Genomic DNA, 15139 nt, shown 5'->3' with positions numbered 1-15139 from the left:
AGGAATGCCCCGGGGGGCTCGTCCACAAACGCGGTGTCGTGCAGGTCTCTCACCGCTTCGCCTGCGCGCTGTCCGGGTAACCCGACGTCATGCCTCACTCTGCGTCGACCGAGCCGGACGGCCGGACGCGTCACTACGGCGAGTTCTACGGTCTCGACCCGGTGCCCGACGATCCACCGCTGTGGATCGTGCTCGGGAACTGCCAGGCCGAGGCCGTGCGAGTGATGCTCGACGAGGTGCCGGACGCGCCGTTCCGGACCGTGCGCATGCCGCCGGTGCACGAACTCGACTCGGCCGACGTGCGGCACCTCGCCGAGCTGGCCGGCCGGGCCTCGGTGTTGCTGGCGCAGCCGGTTCGCGACGACTACCGCGACCTGCCGATCGGGACGAACCAGGTGGAGTCGATGCTGCCGGAGCACGCCCGGGTCGTGCGGTGGCCGGTCTTCCGGTACAGCGGGCTGTACCCGTTCCAGGTGATCGTGCGGCACCCGAGCGACCCGTCGGCGTCTCCCGCCGGCGCTCCGTACCACGATCTGCGCACGGTGCTCGTGGCCGCAGGCAGGGTGGCATCCGAGGAGTGGCGCGCCGCTCCCGTCGCCCCTGACGCGCTGCGCGCGAACGCCGAGGCGAGCATCGCCGAACTCGCACGACGCGAGCGCCGGGACTGCGACGTCGCGATCTCGGACGTCCTGACCGCCCACGGAGCGGACGCCGCACACACGATCAACCACCCCGGCAACCCGGTGCTGCTCGAGCTGGCCACGCGCATCCTGTCGGCAGCCGGTGTCGACGCTGCGGCGGCGGATCCGGGCCGCGTACTGCTCGATTCGGTGCACACGCCGCTGGAGTCCGCTGTCGTCGACGCGCTCGACCTCGGCGCCGCGCCCCGGCCGGACTGGGTGATCGGCGGCTCCGTCGTCGATGCCGAGGACATTCACCGTCGCCAACTGCAGTGGTACGCGGAGCATCCCGCGTTCGTGGACGCCGCGCTCACCCGACACGCGGACACACTCTCGCTGCTGCTATCGGAGGTCGCCTCGTGACGTCGGTCGCGCATCTCGTCATCGGTCCCGAGCGACACGGGGTGGTGCAGTTCGCGCTGCGCATCCGCGACGGCATCATCGACGCCGGTCTCGAGTCGACGCTCCTGCGTCACGAGTCCGCGAGTGACGTCACGTCGATTCCGGACGTCGGCGTCGTGCACCTGCACGTCACGGACCGATTGTTCGGGTCACCGGCGACGGCTGCGGCCGGGGTGGTCGAGGACCTGGCGCGGCGCATCCACGCATCGGGTTCCGCGTTCGTGGTGACGCTGCACGATCTGCCGCAGCCGTCCGACGGTCGATCCGCGTCCGCGCGCGTCGAGTGCTACCGACGGGTGGTCGCGTGCGCGGACACCGTGATCGTCAGCAGCGAGCACGAACGAGACCTGTTGCGCGAGGCCGGTATCGGTACCCCGTCCGTCGTGATCCCGCTTCCCGTGGCGACGGGGGTCGGCATCCGCACGGACAGCGGCGAGGTGACCGTCGGCGTCCTCGGGTTCCTGTACCCGGGCAAGGGACACACCGAGGTGCTGGACGCGCTGCCCCCGGGCGCGCACCTGCTGGCACTGGGAACGCCGTCGCCGGGACACGATCATCTGGTCGACGAGCTGATCGAGTCCGCAGCGGCACACGGCACCACCGTGCGTGTCACCGGCTACATCGACGACGCCGACCTTCCGGTCGAACTCGGCCGCGTCACCGTTCCCGTGGCGCATCATCGGCACATGTCCGCGTCCGGGTCGATCAACACCTGGATCGAGCACGGCCGTCGACCGCTGGTGGTGGCCGGCGCGTACACCCGTGAGTTCGCCCGGCGCTCGCCCGGCACCGTGACCCTGTACGAGGAGGACCGACTCGCCGAGGCGCTCGCCGACGCGGCGGGTGACCCCGAGTCGACGTGGCTGGAGGACGGGGTCGTCGCGCACCCCACGCGCGCGGAGGTCGGCGCCGCGCACGTGCGGGTGTACGCGGAGTCGGTCGTGGTGCACGCGTGATCACCACCGCGGTCCCCACCCCGCTCGGCCACGCGGTGCCCGGAAACAGGTGGGACCTGCTGCGCGACATCGATGCTCCGCGCCCGTCGGTCAGCGTCGTCGTGCCCTATTTCGAACAGCAACGGTCGCTGGATCTGGTTCTCGCGGCGCTCGAGCATCAGACGTACCGCGCGTTCGAGGTGATCGTCGCGGACGACGGCTCGGCCACGGCGCCGCTCGTCCGCAGTGCACTCGACGTCACGGTGGTCTCGCAGGAGGACCGTGGCTTCCGCGCCGCCGCGGCGCGCAATCTCGGGGCGCGTGCCGCGTCCGGTGACGTGCTCTGTTTCCTCGACGCCGACACGGTTCCCGAGCCCGGGTACCTCCAGGCGCTCGTGCGTCTGCCGTCGCTGGTTCCCGATGCACTCACGGTCGGTCGACGACGACACGCGGACCTGTCCGCGCTGGGCCGACTTCCGGGGCCGGACGACGGAATCCTCGACGAGCCGCGCTGGTTGATCGACGCGTACCGCGGTTCGCGCGATCTGCTCGATGCCGATCATCAATCCTATCGCCACGTCATCAGCGCGGTGATGTGTTGCACCGCAGCATTCTTCGAGGAGATCGGCGGCTTCGACGAGTCGTTCGGCGGATACGGCGGAGAGGACTGGGAGCTGGCGAATCGCGCCTACCTCGCCGGCGCCCTGATCGCGCACGTGCCGGACGCCGTCGCCTGGCACGACGGTCCCGACTGGGCGGGCCGACCCGGTGAGCAACGCACCGAGCAGAAGAACGCGGAGGCTCTGTCCCTGCTTCCACTCGTCACCGACCCCGCTGCGCGCACCCACGGCGTCCGGTACGCCGTTCCCGACCTCACGGCCGTCGTGCACGCCGACGGACACAGTGCCGCATCGCTGTTGGTGACGGTGGGATCGGTGCTCGCGCAGGGGGACGTCACCGTGTGGGTGGACGGGACGGACGCCGCGGATCTCGTCGCATCGTGGCGGACCGACGACCCGCGAATCCGCCTCGGTGTCCCCGGCGGCGACGACGTACGGCGCAGCCGCTTCGGGCTCGACCTCGTCGGTCCGGTCGTCCTGGCCCCGGATGCAGCGCGGACGCTGGAGGCGTCGACGCCTCCGCAAGGCCCCGGTCTGGTGCGGTCGACCGTGCCCGGCGGCAGTGTGGAGTGGTGGTCGTGGCGCGCCGTGCGCCGGGCCCGCCGGTGGGCCGACGCACTGGATCGCACCCCGCAGCAGGCCCTCGCCGACCTGTTCGGCATCACGGACGTACCGGCCGACGAGGTCGGCATCGCCGCGGGTCCGCATCAGCCGGACCTGTCGTGGTGAGACCCCCGAACCATTCGAGTCACAGGACACCGGAGGCATCATGACCACCGAGCACGACATCGTCATCATCGGCGGGGGCAACGCGGGCATCAGCGCCGCCGCCCGTTTCCTGAACAAGGGCGTCTCCGACGTGGTGGTCATCGAACCGCAGGAGGTGCACACCTATCGGCCGCTGCTGTCCTACGTCGGCGGCGGGCAGGCGTCCCTCGCGTCCGCGCAGCGCTCCCAGCGCTCGGTGACACCGAAAGGCTGTACCTGGATCCAGGAGCGTGTCGTCTCGGTGGACACCGTGACGCGGACGGTGCGCACCGAGTCGGGCACGGAGGTGCGCTACCGCGACCTCGTCGTGGGATCCGGTCTCGTGCCCGATCACGACGCACTGCCCGGAATCGCCGCGGCGCTCGCGTCGTCGTCGGTGGCGAGCAATTACCTCGACGAGGCGACGCGCACCTGGCACCTCGTGCAGACGATGCGTCCCGACGGGCACGCCGTCTTCACGGTTCCTCGTGCGCCTGTGAGCTGCACCGGCACCACCATCAAGCCGCTGTTCCTCGCCGCCGCGTACTGGCGAAAGGTGGGTGCGGCGCCGTCGATGACGCTGGTGGTCGACCGCCCGGATCTCGTGGGAGTGCCGGCGCTCGACGCCCGGCTGCGGAAGTACCTGCGGGAGCTGGATGTCCGAGTGCTTCACCGCACCGCCGTGACGGCGCTCGCGCCGGGCGAGCGATCGATCACGGTGACCGGCGCGGACGGTCGCACCGAGCGGATCGGCTACGACATGCTGCATCTGGTGCCGCCCTACCGCGGACCGCGGTGGGTCGAGGAGACCGGCCTGGCGAGCGCTGGTCCCGGCACGCACGCAGTGGTGGACGTGGATCCGCGGACCTTCCGGCACCGCACACACGAGGGCGTGTGGGCCGTGGGCGACGGCGCGTCCATCGACACCGATCCCTCGGGCGGCGGACTACGGCGCCAGGTGTCGATCCTCGTCGACAACGTGCTGGCGCAACGATCGGACGAGGCGCTGGGGGAGTACGACGGCTACACCGTGGCGCCGATCCCGGTGGACGCGCGGCGTCTCATCGCGGCCGAGTTCGATCGCACCGGCGAGATCACGTCGTCGTTGCCGTCGTTCCTGGACCCGCTGAAGCCCCGTCGGCTCTCGTGGGCGGGCGACCGGTTCGGCCTGCCGTTCACGTACTGGCACCTGTTGCTGAAGGGCCATCTCTGAGTCAGCTCGTCGGGCGCAGCATTCCGGTGAGGAACAGTTGCGTAGCAGCATCGACGATCTCGTCGGGGGTCGCACCGATGTGGTCCTGCAACCGGGCGGAGACGAGTTCGGAGCAGGCGCCGATGAACATCAACGCCATGAGCCGGTCCTGCGGCGGCGGGAGTGCGCGGTCGGCCCAGAGTTCGTGCGAGCGTTCGACGACCACGTCCGCGACGGCGTCGATGGTCGCCTGACGTCGAGCTCGCAGGGTCGGTGACGCCATCGACTCGACGAACGCGATCCGGCCCTTGCGGGGGTCGGAGAGCATGATCGACACCACGGCGCTCAGAGCGGCCCGCACGCGGTCGGCGACGTCTCCGTCCGTGGACGAGACGGCATGGATCGCAGCGCTTCTCACCTCGTCGGCAACGCTGTCGAGCACGGCGAGCAGCAGGTCCGACTTGGTGCGGAAGCTCTCGTAGAAATACCGCTCGGTGAGCCCGGCTGCGGCGCAGACCGCGGTCATCGTCGTCTTGTCGGTGCCCACCGAGGACATGAGGTCCAGGCCCGCCTCGATCAGTGCGGCCCGGCGGCGGACGGCGCGGTCCGCCGCGTCCACTCCGCCGTAGGTCCTGCTCGCGGGTTCCGCCATGCCGTCAGTCTCGCAGGTCTTGACGAGTGCCTCTCCTGTGACGCACACTACATCTGACAGGATGCCCTGTCAGATACTCAGGAGGCCCCATGGCTCACGCGCTCGCCGCCCCACCGCTCGGCTCCGATCTCCGTCCCGTCATGGGCAGCGCGGGCATCCCCTACGTCGGCCGTTCGATGCAGTACATCCGGGACCCCCTCGCCCTGTGGCGGCAGCAGGAGCGGCGCTACGGGCAGGTCTCGTGGCACACGATGGCGGGCCGGCGCGTGGTGCTGGTGCTCGGCGCCGACGGGTGCGAGGAGATCCTGACCAACCGGGACAAGGCGTTCAGCAACGCACTCGGCTGGCGGCCGCTCATCGGGCCGTTCTTCGACAACGGGCTCATGCTCATGGACCTCGGCGAGCACCGCCACCACCGGCGGCTGCTGCAGCAGGCGTTCACCAAGGACCGTCTCGCGTCCTACGCCGCGGCGATGGAACCGCTGATTGCCCGCACCGTGCAGGAGTGGGACTCGTCGGAGCACTTCGAGATCTATCCCGCCGTGAAGTCGTTGACGCTCGGCCTCGCGACCGAGGTGTTCATGGGCGGGGTGCGCGACGGTGACACCCGGCTGGACGCCGTCAACAAGGCCTTCGTCGACTGTGTTCAGGCGGCGACGTCCATCGTCCGGCTCGACGTGCCCGGTGGTCGGTGGCGCCGGGGTCTGAAGGGTCGACGCTTCCTCGAAGACTTCCTGCGGGACTATCTTCCGGATCGGCGGCGCGGCGACGGCCGAGATCTGTTCTCGGTGCTCGCCCACCTCGAGGACGACGACGGCGAGCGCTTCTCCGACGACGCGATCATCGACCACATGATCTTCCTGCTGATGGCAGCGCACGACACGTCGACCATCACCATCTCCACGATGGTCGATCAGCTCGGCCGACACCCGCAGTGGCAGGAGGAATGTCGCCAGCAGTCGCTGGCTGCGGGCCCCGATGTCTCCGCACCCGAGGCGCGGGCGGGTCTGACGGCACTCGACGCGGTGATGAAGGAATCGCTGCGCATGCTCGCTCCGCTGCCCACCATGGCGCGATGGACGGTGCGGGACACGGTGATCCGCGGCCATCACGTGCCTGCCGACGTGATGGTGGTGGCCACGCCGCATTACACGCATCACGATCCCACCTACTGGTCGGATCCCGAGGTCTTCGACCCCACCCGCTTCGACGGTCGCGCGCTGCCGCACAAGTTCGCGTGGCAACCGTTCGGCGGCGGGGTCCACACGTGCCTGGGTCAGTTCTTCTCGGCCATCGAGATCACGATGGTGCTGCACCACCTCCTGCGCCACCACACGTGGTCGGTGCCGGCCGATCGTGCGACACCGATCGACTTCACCTCCTTGCCGTATCCCAAGGACGGGCAGCCCGTGCGGCTGCAGCGCCGCAGCTGACGTTCACGACCGGCCGGGTTGTTCTGCTCCCCTCGCGCCGCCTGCGAGCGGGATCCCGCCGATTCAGTCGGCGAGAGGAGCGGAAACGCCACTCGCGCCGGCGCGCGCCACCACGCACGCGATCGTGCGTACCGCGTCGTCCACCATGAACCACACCGTCACCGCCGGTGCACCGTCCACGTCGTGCCGACGCCAGCGGAGCGTGACGTGGTCCGGCGCCATGATCGGCGAGAGGTACTCGATGACCGCGCGGTGCGGGCGGCCGGTGATCTCGCCGGACTCCGCGCGGGCGAGCACCTCCTCGACGGCCTGCCAGTAGGCGGCGTTGTTCACGTGGTTGAACGCGTCGACGTCGGTGATGCGCAGCGGGAACGCGAGATCTGTCAGTGAGGACTCCGGGGCCGGATCGCGGAGCCACTTCTTCCACTTGAGTCTGGTCTCGCCCGCCGTGCGGGTGAGCAGCGCGAGCCCCTCGTCGGAGATGCGCGTCGGCATGCCCGTCGTCGACGAGATGCTGATCCAGAATCCCTCGGTGCGGATGTGCGCGCCCTTGTCGCCGGTGATGTCGACGCGCATGTTCGACCATCGCGTCGACAGACCGGAACACCAGCGCCGCAACGTGATCCGCTCGGGCCAGACCGACGGTCGGTCGATGTCCATGATCGTGCGGCGCACGATCCAGAACGGATCCGTCTCCCCGAGTCCGGAGGCGTCGAGGTTGTCCGACCCGATGTCCTGCAGGTACCGGGCGACGGAGTCGTAGCGCAGCCGGTTCGCGGTGTCGACGTCGCCGGCGCGGATGGGCCACGCGGTCTCGAACCCCTCGCCCGTCGGCGGCTGTGGTGCGAGTTCGTGGCTGGTGACGGGGGAGAGTTCCATGGTGCTCATTTCCGACGTGATGGTCAGGACGTGCGGGCGCAGATCTCGTCGACGGCGTAGCGGTACCCGCGGATGCCGCACCCGGCGATCACCGACACGGCGATCCCCGAGACGAAGCTGTGGTGTCGGAACTCCTCGCGGGCGTGCACGTTCGAGATGTGGATCTCGACGACGGGGATCTCGGGCACGACCAGAGCATCGCGCAGAACGACCGACGTGTGGGTCAGACCGCCCGGGTTGATGACGATTCCCGACGCCGTCCCGCGCGCCTCGTGAATCCAGTCGATCAACGTGCCCTCGTGGTTGGACTGCTCGGCGCGGACAGTGCGTCCGTGGCGTTCCGCGGTCTCGCGGCACAGCGCGACCACGTCGTCGAGCGTCTCGGTGCCGTAGACCTCGGGTTGGCGGGTTCCGAGCATGTTCAGGTTCGGACCGTTGAGCACCAGGATGGGCAGCGGGGAGGCCGGAGGCCGGCCGTCGTCAGGCAGCGTGTCGTGGTGGGCGTGACCGTGGGTCATGGGTGCGGACTCTACCCGGGAGACTGAGCAGCATGCGCGCGTGGATCGTCTGGGGAACAGGTGTCCTCGCCTACATCGTCGGCGTCCTGCATCGCACGTCGTTCGGTGTGTCGGGGCTCGACGCGGCGGATCGGTACGCCGCGAGTCCGTCGGTGCTGTCGTCGTTCGTCGTCCTGCAGGTCGTCGTCTACGCGGCCATGCAGATCCCCGCGGGAGTGCTGCTCGACAGGGTGGGTCCGCGCGCGATGATCGTCACGGGAGCGCTGGTCATGGCGTCGGGGCAGATGATCCTGGCGTTCACCGACTCGCTGCCGGTGGCGGTGGCGGCCCGTGCCGTCGTGGGTGTCGGTGATGCGCTGACGTTCATCTCGGTGCTGCGGCTGGTGCCGAAGTGGTTCGCGCCCCGCCGGGTTCCGCTGGTCTCGCAGCTGACGGGCATCTTCGGGCAGGTCGGGCAGGTGCTGTCCGCGGTGCCGTTCCTGACGCTGCTGCACGGCGGGGGGTGGTCCGTCGCCTACGGCGCGGCCGCGGGCAGCGGGGTGGTGGTCGCGCTGGCCGCGTTCCTCGCCGTCTCGAACTCGCCCGATCCCGGACCCGACAGCGCGCCGCGGGTGACGTTCCGCGAGACGGTGCGCAACATCTCCGTCGTCTGGTCGCGGCCCGGTACCCGGCTGGGCTTCTTCTCCCACATGGGGACGCAGTTCTCCATCACCGTGTTCGCGCTGATGTGGGGAGTGCCCTACCTGAGTTCGGCGCAGGGCGTGTCGTCCGCGGTGGTGGGTGCGCTGCTCACCACGTCGGTGGTGTCGGCCATCGTGTCGGGCATCGTCGTCGGCATCCTGACGGGGCGCTATCCCATGCGCCGGTCGTGGATGGTGCTGGCGATCATGGCCAGCAACGCCCTCATGTGGGCGGTGGTGCTCGCTCTTCCCGGGCCTGCGCCGACGTGGTTGCTCTTCGTCCTGGTGATCGTCATCTCGGTCGGTGGCCCGGGGTCGGCCATCGGCTTCGACTACGCGCGCACGTTCAACCCGTCGGTCGCGCTCGGCACCGCCCAGGGCATGGTGAACATCGGCGGATTCCTCGCGTCGCTGCTGGTGATGCAGGCCATGGGCGCCATTCTGAACGCGATGGGCGGCTACACCTTCGAGGCGTTCCGCGTCGCATGGCTCACGCAGTACGCGGTCTGGGCCGTGGCGGCGACGGGTGTGCTGGTGGCCCGCCGCAAGACCCGTCGCGACGCGGGGATCTCGCCCCGGACCTGGCGTGAGGTCAGGGAGCGGATGCGGTCGCAGCGACCGGCACGGGAGCCGTCGGAGCCGTGAAGGCCGACCGCCCGGCGAGGACCCCGAGCAGTGCCAGCAGCATGGTGACGGCCGCGAAGACCAGCACCGCCGTCACCGACAGGGTGTCGACGATGCCGCCGCCCACCAGGGCACCCGTCGCGATGGCCACCTGGAAGGTCACGACGTAGATCGCCGACGCGCGGTCCGCCGCGGCCCCGGCCGGTGCCGAGTGCAGGACGGCGGACTGGATGCACACCGGGATGGTGGTGAAGGCCATGCCCCACAGAGCGATGGCGACGATCGCCAGCACGCCGGATCCGGTGGACAGGGCCAGGACCAGCGCCGCGAGCGCCGTGGTGATGGCGGTGAGGACGACGATCGTCGAGCGCCACGGACCGCGGTCGTACGTGCGACCGATGAGCCAGATGCCGGCGACGCCGGCGAGTCCGTAGACGAACAGCATGGTCGAGAGCACGCTCCCCGATGTGCCGATGCCCTCGCCGACCACGAGCGCGAAGTACGTGTAGCCGGCGAAGTGGCCCAGCGCGGCGAGGAACGTGATGCCGCACAGCAGGACGAGCACCCGGCTGATGCCGGGGCGCGACGTGGCCGTGGTGGCGACCGGAGTCGCGACCGGGAGAGCGGGCAGCAACCGGGTGAGGGCGACGGTGATGGCCAGCGCGACGACGCCGAGCGTCGCCGCGGCGACGCGCCAGTGCGTCCACTGTCCGAGGGCGGCGGTCAGCGGATTGCCCGCGACGAGTGCCAACGACGTCCCGGCGTAGACGAGCGCGATCGCCTTCGCGCGCTTGCCCGGTGCGGCGAGTGACGCCGCGACCGGAGCCACCACGGCCCAGAACACACCGTGGGTGGCCGCGCAGATCAGTCGTGCTCCGACCAGCATCGGATAGCCGACGGACACCGCCGACACGAGTTGCGACACCGCGAGTGCGCCGGCGGTGATGACGACGACCTTGCGACGGTCCCACGACTTCACCGCCGCCATCAGCGGCAACGTGATCACGGCGACCGCGTACGCGTAGAAGGTCAGCAGCAGCCCGATGGCCGATTCGCCGACACCGAGGTCGGCGGACATCTCGGGGAGCAGTCCCACCGGCAGCGTCTCCGCCGTGACGTAGATGAACGCGGTCGCGCCGAGGACGAGCAGAGCGGGCGTGTTCGCGCGCGGAGGTGCCGTGGACATGCTGTGTAACGATACACACGGACGGGGGTGGGCGATAGAGTGGCGATCGATGACCTCGCACACACGCGTCACCATGGCCGACGTCGCGGCGGCGGCCGGCGTCTCGGTCATGAGCGTGTCCTACGCGTACGGGCGGCCGGAGCGGGTCTCGGACGAGACGCGGGCGAAGGTGTTCGACGCCGCCGAGCGACTCGGCTACACCGGCCCGCACCGGGGCGCGCAGTCGCTCCGCAGCGGCCGCAGCAACAACCTCGCCGTGCTTCTGACGGAGAAGCTGACGTACGCGTTCGACGACCCGCAGGCCCGCCGGTTCCTGTCCGGAGTGGCCGACGCGTGCCTCGACACCGACACCGGCCTGGTGATCCTGCCGAACACGCGCGTCGCCCGCGACGTCGACCGGGTGCGCGACGCCGCCGTGGACGGGTACGTCTTCTGGACCACGGTCACCGGGGACCCATTGCTCGACGCCGCCGTCGCCACCGGGCGACCCGTGTGCGTGCAGGGCGGTCCGGAGCACGACGGCACGACGTTGGTCAGCATCGACGACGCCGCCGCGGCCGAGGCGGTCGCCCTGATCGCCCTCGCGGGTGCCGCGCGACCGCTGGTGCTCGCTTTTCCTGCCGACGAGCATCGGGAGCGGCGCCTCGTGCACGGACCGGATCCGGAGACGATCGACTTCCCGGTGACGAGGAACCGTCTGCGGGGCTACCGCGCGGCTGCCGAGGCGCTGGGGCTCGACTGGTCCGCGGTGCCCGTCGCGTTCGGCACCGGCAGCTTCCGCTCGGAGGGGACGCGCGCGATGCAGGATCACCTGGACGCGCTGCCGGACACGGTGCTGGCGATGAGTGACGAGATGGCGCTCGGGGCATTGTCGGTGGTGCGGGACCGCGGCCTGCAGGTGCCGGGCGACCTGGCGATGGTCGGGTGGGACGACACCGAGGAAGCGGCGGGCGCAGGGCTGACGACGGTGGCCCAGTCGCTGTACGAGCAGGGGCGCAGCGCTGCGCGGGCCGTGCTCGCGGGTGAGCCGGTCGCGACACCGGAGTGGCACGTCGTGCGGCGGACCTCGACGAGGTGAGGCGTGCGCAGGCTGCACACGAACCACCGCCCCGGGGCCGGATGTGCTGATTCGTCACGGCCTGTGTGCAACCGGGGTACGGCGCATCTGACCGTGCAGTAGGTTCGGCCTCATGAGTGGCGCCGATCACACAGACGTTTCCCCTACCGACCATCGCGATCCCGAGCTGCAGGACCAGGCCGAGCGGGTCGCCGCCGCGGCCCGGCTGACGATGAAGGACAAGCGCGAGAACGCGTCCGGTGGACTCGGCGGCCTGGTCGCTTCGCGCGCCGGCGACTGGGACCTCACGGACCAGGACGTCGACAGCATGCGGCGCCAGGAGAAGTTCTGGAACCCGCTCGTCGACAAGTACTTCCGCATGGAGATCGACGGGTGGGAGACCATCCCGCCGCCACCGGTGCTGCTGGTCGGCGTGCATTCGGGTGCACCGTTCGTGTGGGACGCCTGGACGGTGGGGGCGCAGTGGTGGCGACGGTTCGGCCCGTCACGCACGCTGCACGGCACCGCGCACGATGCGCTGATGGCCTTCCCCCTCATCGGCACGGTGTTCCGGTCGATGGGTGTGCTGCCCGCTGCTCCAGACTCGATGTCCACGGCACTGGCCGAGGGGCGCGACGTCATCGTGTGGCCCGGAGGTGAGGTCGACTCGCTGCGACCGTGGAGCGAACGTGACGTCGCCACCCTCGGCGGGCGCACCGGCTTCATCAAGCTCGCCATCCGCTGCGGGGTGCCGATCGTGCCGATCGCCACCGTCGGCGGCGCCGACGCCATGCCCGTGCTGGTCCGCGGTGACAAGCTCTCGAAGATGTTGGGGCTGGACAAGATCGCGCGACTCAAGGTGTTCCCCATCGCCGTGTCGCTGCCGTGGATCATCGCGCCGGCCGCACTTCCGCAGATCCCGCTGCCCGCCAAGATCCGGACCCGTTTCATGCCGCCCGTCGAGGTGGATCACGATCTCGCCCGCGTGGACGACGAGGAGTACGTGGAGGCCAAGTACGAGGAGGTGCGGCGCTCCATCCAGTCGGGCATGGACGCGCTCGCCACCAAGAGGAAGTTCCCGCTCTTCCGCTGATGCCTAAGCTGACGGGGTGAGTCACAGCATCGCGGAGGCGTCCGAGCAGACCGGGCTGACCATCGACACGCTGCGGTACTACGAGCGTGACGGGTTGCTCCTGCGCGCGGTGCCGCGGTCGTCCACCGGACAACGCCGCTACAGCGACGACGACATCACGTGGATCGTCCTCATCACCCGACTGCGCGCCACCGGGATGTCGATCGCGGAGGTGCGGCACTACGCCGACCTGGTGCGTCAGGGCGAGGGGACGGAGCAGCAGCGGCTCGACGCCCTCCGCGCGCATCGGGAACGGGTGCTGGCGCAGCTCGCCGAGGTGACCGGCCATCTGCGCGCGATCGACCACAAGATCGAGCTCTACGTCGGCAGGCTTGACCTGGAGCGCACTCCAGCACGTTGAGTGGGGGCATGACGCTCACCTCACGCACCCTCGGTACGCAGTCCCCTCTCACCGTCTCCGCCCTCGGCCTCGGCTGCATGGGTATGTCCGAGTTCTACGGCGACACCGACCGCGCCTCCGGCATCGCCACCATCCACCGCGCTCTCGAACTCGGTGTGACCTTCCTCGACACGGCCGACATGTACGGCCCGTTCGTCAACGAGGAGCTGGTCGGCGAGGCCATCGCCGGCCGTCGGGACCAGGTGGTGCTCGCCACCAAGTTCGGCAACGAGCGACTCGCCGACGGCACCCGTCTCGGCATCAACGGCACCCCCGAGTACGTCCGCGCGGCCTGCGACGCGTCGTTGTCGCGGCTCGGTGTCGACCACATCGACCTGTACTACCAGCACCGCGTCGACAAGTCGGTCGCCATCGAGGACACGGTCGGCGCGATGGCGGAGCTGGTGCAGGCGGGCAAGGTGCGCCATCTCGGGATGTCCGAGGCGTCGGCCGCGACCATCCGTCGGGCGCACGCGGTGCACCCGATCACGGCCGTGCAGACCGAGTACTCCCTGTTCACGAGGGATCTCGAGGAGGCCGTGCTCCCGACGCTCCGTGAGCTCGGCATCGGGTTGGTCCCGTATTCGCCGCTCGGTCGCGGGCTGTTGACCGGCGCCATCGCGCACGAGTCGGAGTTGGCGGAGAAGGACTCGCGCCGCACCGCGTACTTCCCGCGGTTCCAGGGCGAGGCGCTCGAGGCGAACCTGGCGCTCGTGGCGCGCATCCGTGAGATCGCGGACCGGCTGGGATGCACGCCCGGTCAGCTGGCTCTGGCGTGGGTGCTGGCGCAGGGCGAGGACGTCGCGCCGATCCCCGGAACCAAGCGCGTGCGCTACCTCGAGGAGAACGTGGCAGCGGCGGACGTCGCGGTGACGCAGGAGGTCCTCGACGAACTCGAGGCAGCGGTGCCCGCGTCGGCCGTGGCCGGAGCACGCTACGGAGACATGTCCAGCATCGACGAGTGAGCCCCGAGGCCACCCCCCCCACCGCGAGTACGTCGACAGTGTCGTGATTTCACTCACGATCACGACAGCACGGACGTACTCGCGGAGAGTGGCTCAGGACTGGTCGAGCCGCACTGCTCGCACGAACGTGTAGAGCAGTGCGGGAACGGCGATGACCAGTGACATGACCGGTGCCCACACGACCAGCGCGCCCAGCGGGGGGACGTCCTCGAACAGCATGTTGTAGCCGATGATGGACGTGACGGCGACACCGGCGATCGCGATGTGAGTGGCCAGCATCCAGCGGTCGAGGAAGACACCGGCGAACAGGCCGAGCACCACGAAGAAGGTGGTCTTCCCGACGGCGTAGGCGGGCGGCATGTCGGCGCTCAGGTTCGCGGCGAGGATGCCCAGGTTGGACAGGACGACGAAGGCGAAGGCGGTGTGCAGCCGCGGCCACGAGGTCACCGTCCACCAGAGAGCGGCGGCGAACGCGAAGGCCGCGCAGCCGATCTGCACGCCCACCGTGAACGTGGTGGTGCCGCCGAAGCCGTACAGGATCTCGAGGGTGGCGCACACGCCCATCGACGCGGTGAAGAACGCGATGATCCACCGCACGACGCGCTGATCGGTGAACGACGACATGAGGCCGACGATCCACTCGTAGCGAGCCTCGAGTTCGCCGATCGGCTCGTCGTCGTCGTACCGGGGTTCGTCGTACCCGGTCTCGTCGTGCCGCACCGGTTCCGGCACCGGGTACTCGGCTCGGGGTCCGACGCCCGGACTGAAGGCCGTGGTGAAGGCGCCCGGCGCGCTGTAGGCCTGCCCCGGTCGTCCGTCTCGTGCACTGACCATGTCGGGTCCCGTTCCCTTCGGTGCCCGCATTCGCGGGCGGCCTCGTCCCGCCCGGCGTGTCGCGAGCGTCGTGATGGGTGTCGTGCGGTAAAGCGTCCAACCGCCTGTGGGATTCACCGTAAACCAGGCTTTCGGACCTGCGCTGCGGATGGATGGTGCCACGGATTGTTTTGGAGTTCGTCACAACGTCCAAGAACAAGCAA

General features: G+C 69.9%; 15 protein-coding genes. 10 read left to right on the top strand and 5 right to left on the bottom strand.

Features of this window, described 5'->3' with window-relative positions; translation table 11 throughout:
- The first annotated feature begins 89 nt into the window (after window positions 1–89).
- Genes HQ314_RS07700 through HQ314_RS07685 form a run of 4 tightly spaced genes read left to right on the top strand, consistent with a single transcriptional unit; the run spans window position 90 to window position 4597 of the window.
- Window positions 90–1043, top strand: coding sequence for a WcbI family polysaccharide biosynthesis putative acetyltransferase (locus HQ314_RS07700; protein WP_222649756.1), 954 nt, complete (start codon window positions 90–92; stop codon window positions 1041–1043).
- Window positions 1040–2038, top strand: a complete 999-nt coding sequence (locus HQ314_RS07695; RefSeq protein WP_308119305.1) for a glycosyltransferase — start codon at window positions 1040–1042, stop codon at window positions 2036–2038. The genes HQ314_RS07700 and HQ314_RS07695 overlap by 4 nt, the downstream gene beginning before the upstream one ends.
- Window positions 2035–3366, top strand: coding sequence for a glycosyltransferase (locus tag HQ314_RS07690; RefSeq protein WP_308119303.1), 1332 nt, complete (start codon window positions 2035–2037; stop codon window positions 3364–3366). The genes HQ314_RS07695 and HQ314_RS07690 overlap by 4 nt, the downstream gene beginning before the upstream one ends.
- Window positions 3367–3406: 40 nt before the next feature.
- Complete coding sequence (locus HQ314_RS07685) at window positions 3407–4597, top strand: NAD(P)/FAD-dependent oxidoreductase (RefSeq protein ID WP_222649755.1); 1191 nt, start codon at window positions 3407–3409, stop codon at window positions 4595–4597.
- Between the two features lies 1 nt (window position 4598).
- Here HQ314_RS07685 and HQ314_RS07680 read toward each other — a convergent pair whose 3' ends face one another.
- Window positions 4599–5228 (bottom strand): TetR/AcrR family transcriptional regulator, encoded by a 630-nt coding sequence (locus tag HQ314_RS07680; protein ID WP_027504593.1) that lies wholly within the window; start codon window positions 5226–5228, stop codon window positions 4599–4601.
- A gap of 89 nt (window positions 5229–5317) precedes the next feature.
- On the opposite strand from HQ314_RS07680, the gene HQ314_RS07675 reads away from it, so the two are divergent.
- On the top strand, window positions 5318–6661 hold the full coding sequence (locus HQ314_RS07675) for a cytochrome P450 (protein ID WP_222649754.1): 1344 nt from the start codon (window positions 5318–5320) through the stop codon (window positions 6659–6661).
- A 63-nt stretch (window positions 6662–6724) separates the two neighbouring features.
- On the opposite strand, the gene HQ314_RS07670 is transcribed toward HQ314_RS07675, so the two are convergent.
- Both HQ314_RS07670 and aroQ read right to left on the bottom strand, forming a co-directional pair.
- Window positions 6725–7540 carry an acyl-[acyl-carrier-protein] thioesterase gene (locus HQ314_RS07670; protein ID WP_222649753.1) on the bottom strand — a complete coding sequence of 272 codons (816 nt, stop codon included), beginning with the start codon at window positions 7538–7540 and terminating at the stop codon, window positions 6725–6727.
- Between the two features lie 23 nt (window positions 7541–7563).
- On the bottom strand, window positions 7564–8058 hold the full coding sequence (gene aroQ, locus HQ314_RS07665) for a type II 3-dehydroquinate dehydratase (RefSeq protein ID WP_222649752.1): 495 nt from the start codon (window positions 8056–8058) through the stop codon (window positions 7564–7566).
- A gap of 32 nt (window positions 8059–8090) precedes the next feature.
- Here aroQ and HQ314_RS07660 point away from each other — a divergent pair, with 32 nt between their 5' ends.
- On the top strand, window positions 8091–9383 hold the full coding sequence (locus tag HQ314_RS07660) for a nitrate/nitrite transporter (protein WP_222649751.1): 1293 nt from the start codon (window positions 8091–8093) through the stop codon (window positions 9381–9383).
- Here the strand turns inward: HQ314_RS07660 and HQ314_RS07655 are convergent.
- Entirely contained in the window at window positions 9331–10548 is a 1218-nt protein-coding gene (locus tag HQ314_RS07655; protein ID WP_027504599.1) for an MFS transporter, read from the bottom strand. The two genes, HQ314_RS07660 and HQ314_RS07655, sit on opposite strands and share 53 nt — an antisense overlap.
- A gap of 49 nt (window positions 10549–10597) precedes the next feature.
- On the opposite strand from HQ314_RS07655, the gene HQ314_RS07650 reads away from it, so the two are divergent.
- From HQ314_RS07650 to HQ314_RS07635, 4 genes are all read left to right on the top strand, one after another.
- Entirely contained in the window at window positions 10598–11626 is a 1029-nt protein-coding gene (locus HQ314_RS07650; protein WP_261781494.1) for a LacI family DNA-binding transcriptional regulator, read from the top strand.
- A gap of 112 nt (window positions 11627–11738) precedes the next feature.
- A complete protein-coding gene (locus HQ314_RS07645) occupies window positions 11739–12698 on the top strand; it encodes a lysophospholipid acyltransferase family protein (protein ID WP_056441758.1) in 960 nt (319 codons plus the stop codon).
- Window positions 12699–12714: 16 nt separating this feature from the next.
- Window positions 12715–13098 carry a MerR family transcriptional regulator gene (locus HQ314_RS07640; protein WP_056441761.1) on the top strand — a complete coding sequence of 128 codons (384 nt, stop codon included), beginning with the start codon at window positions 12715–12717 and terminating at the stop codon, window positions 13096–13098.
- An 8-nt stretch (window positions 13099–13106) separates the two neighbouring features.
- Window positions 13107–14102, top strand: a complete 996-nt coding sequence (locus tag HQ314_RS07635; RefSeq protein WP_222649749.1) for an aldo/keto reductase — start codon at window positions 13107–13109, stop codon at window positions 14100–14102.
- Between the two features lie 93 nt (window positions 14103–14195).
- Here the strand turns inward: HQ314_RS07635 and HQ314_RS07630 are convergent, their stop codons facing one another.
- Entirely contained in the window at window positions 14196–14936 is a 741-nt protein-coding gene (locus HQ314_RS07630) for a giguanylate cyclase (RefSeq protein WP_156380458.1), read from the bottom strand.
- Between the last annotated feature and the right edge of the window lie 203 nt (window positions 14937–15139).

This window comes from Rhodococcus sp. BP-332 (assembly GCF_019836065.1).
GTDB lineage: Bacteria > Actinomycetota > Actinomycetes > Mycobacteriales > Mycobacteriaceae > Rhodococcoides.
The sequence above is the reverse complement of the archived record's forward strand: the minus strand, read 5'-3'. Positions and strand labels throughout refer to the sequence as shown.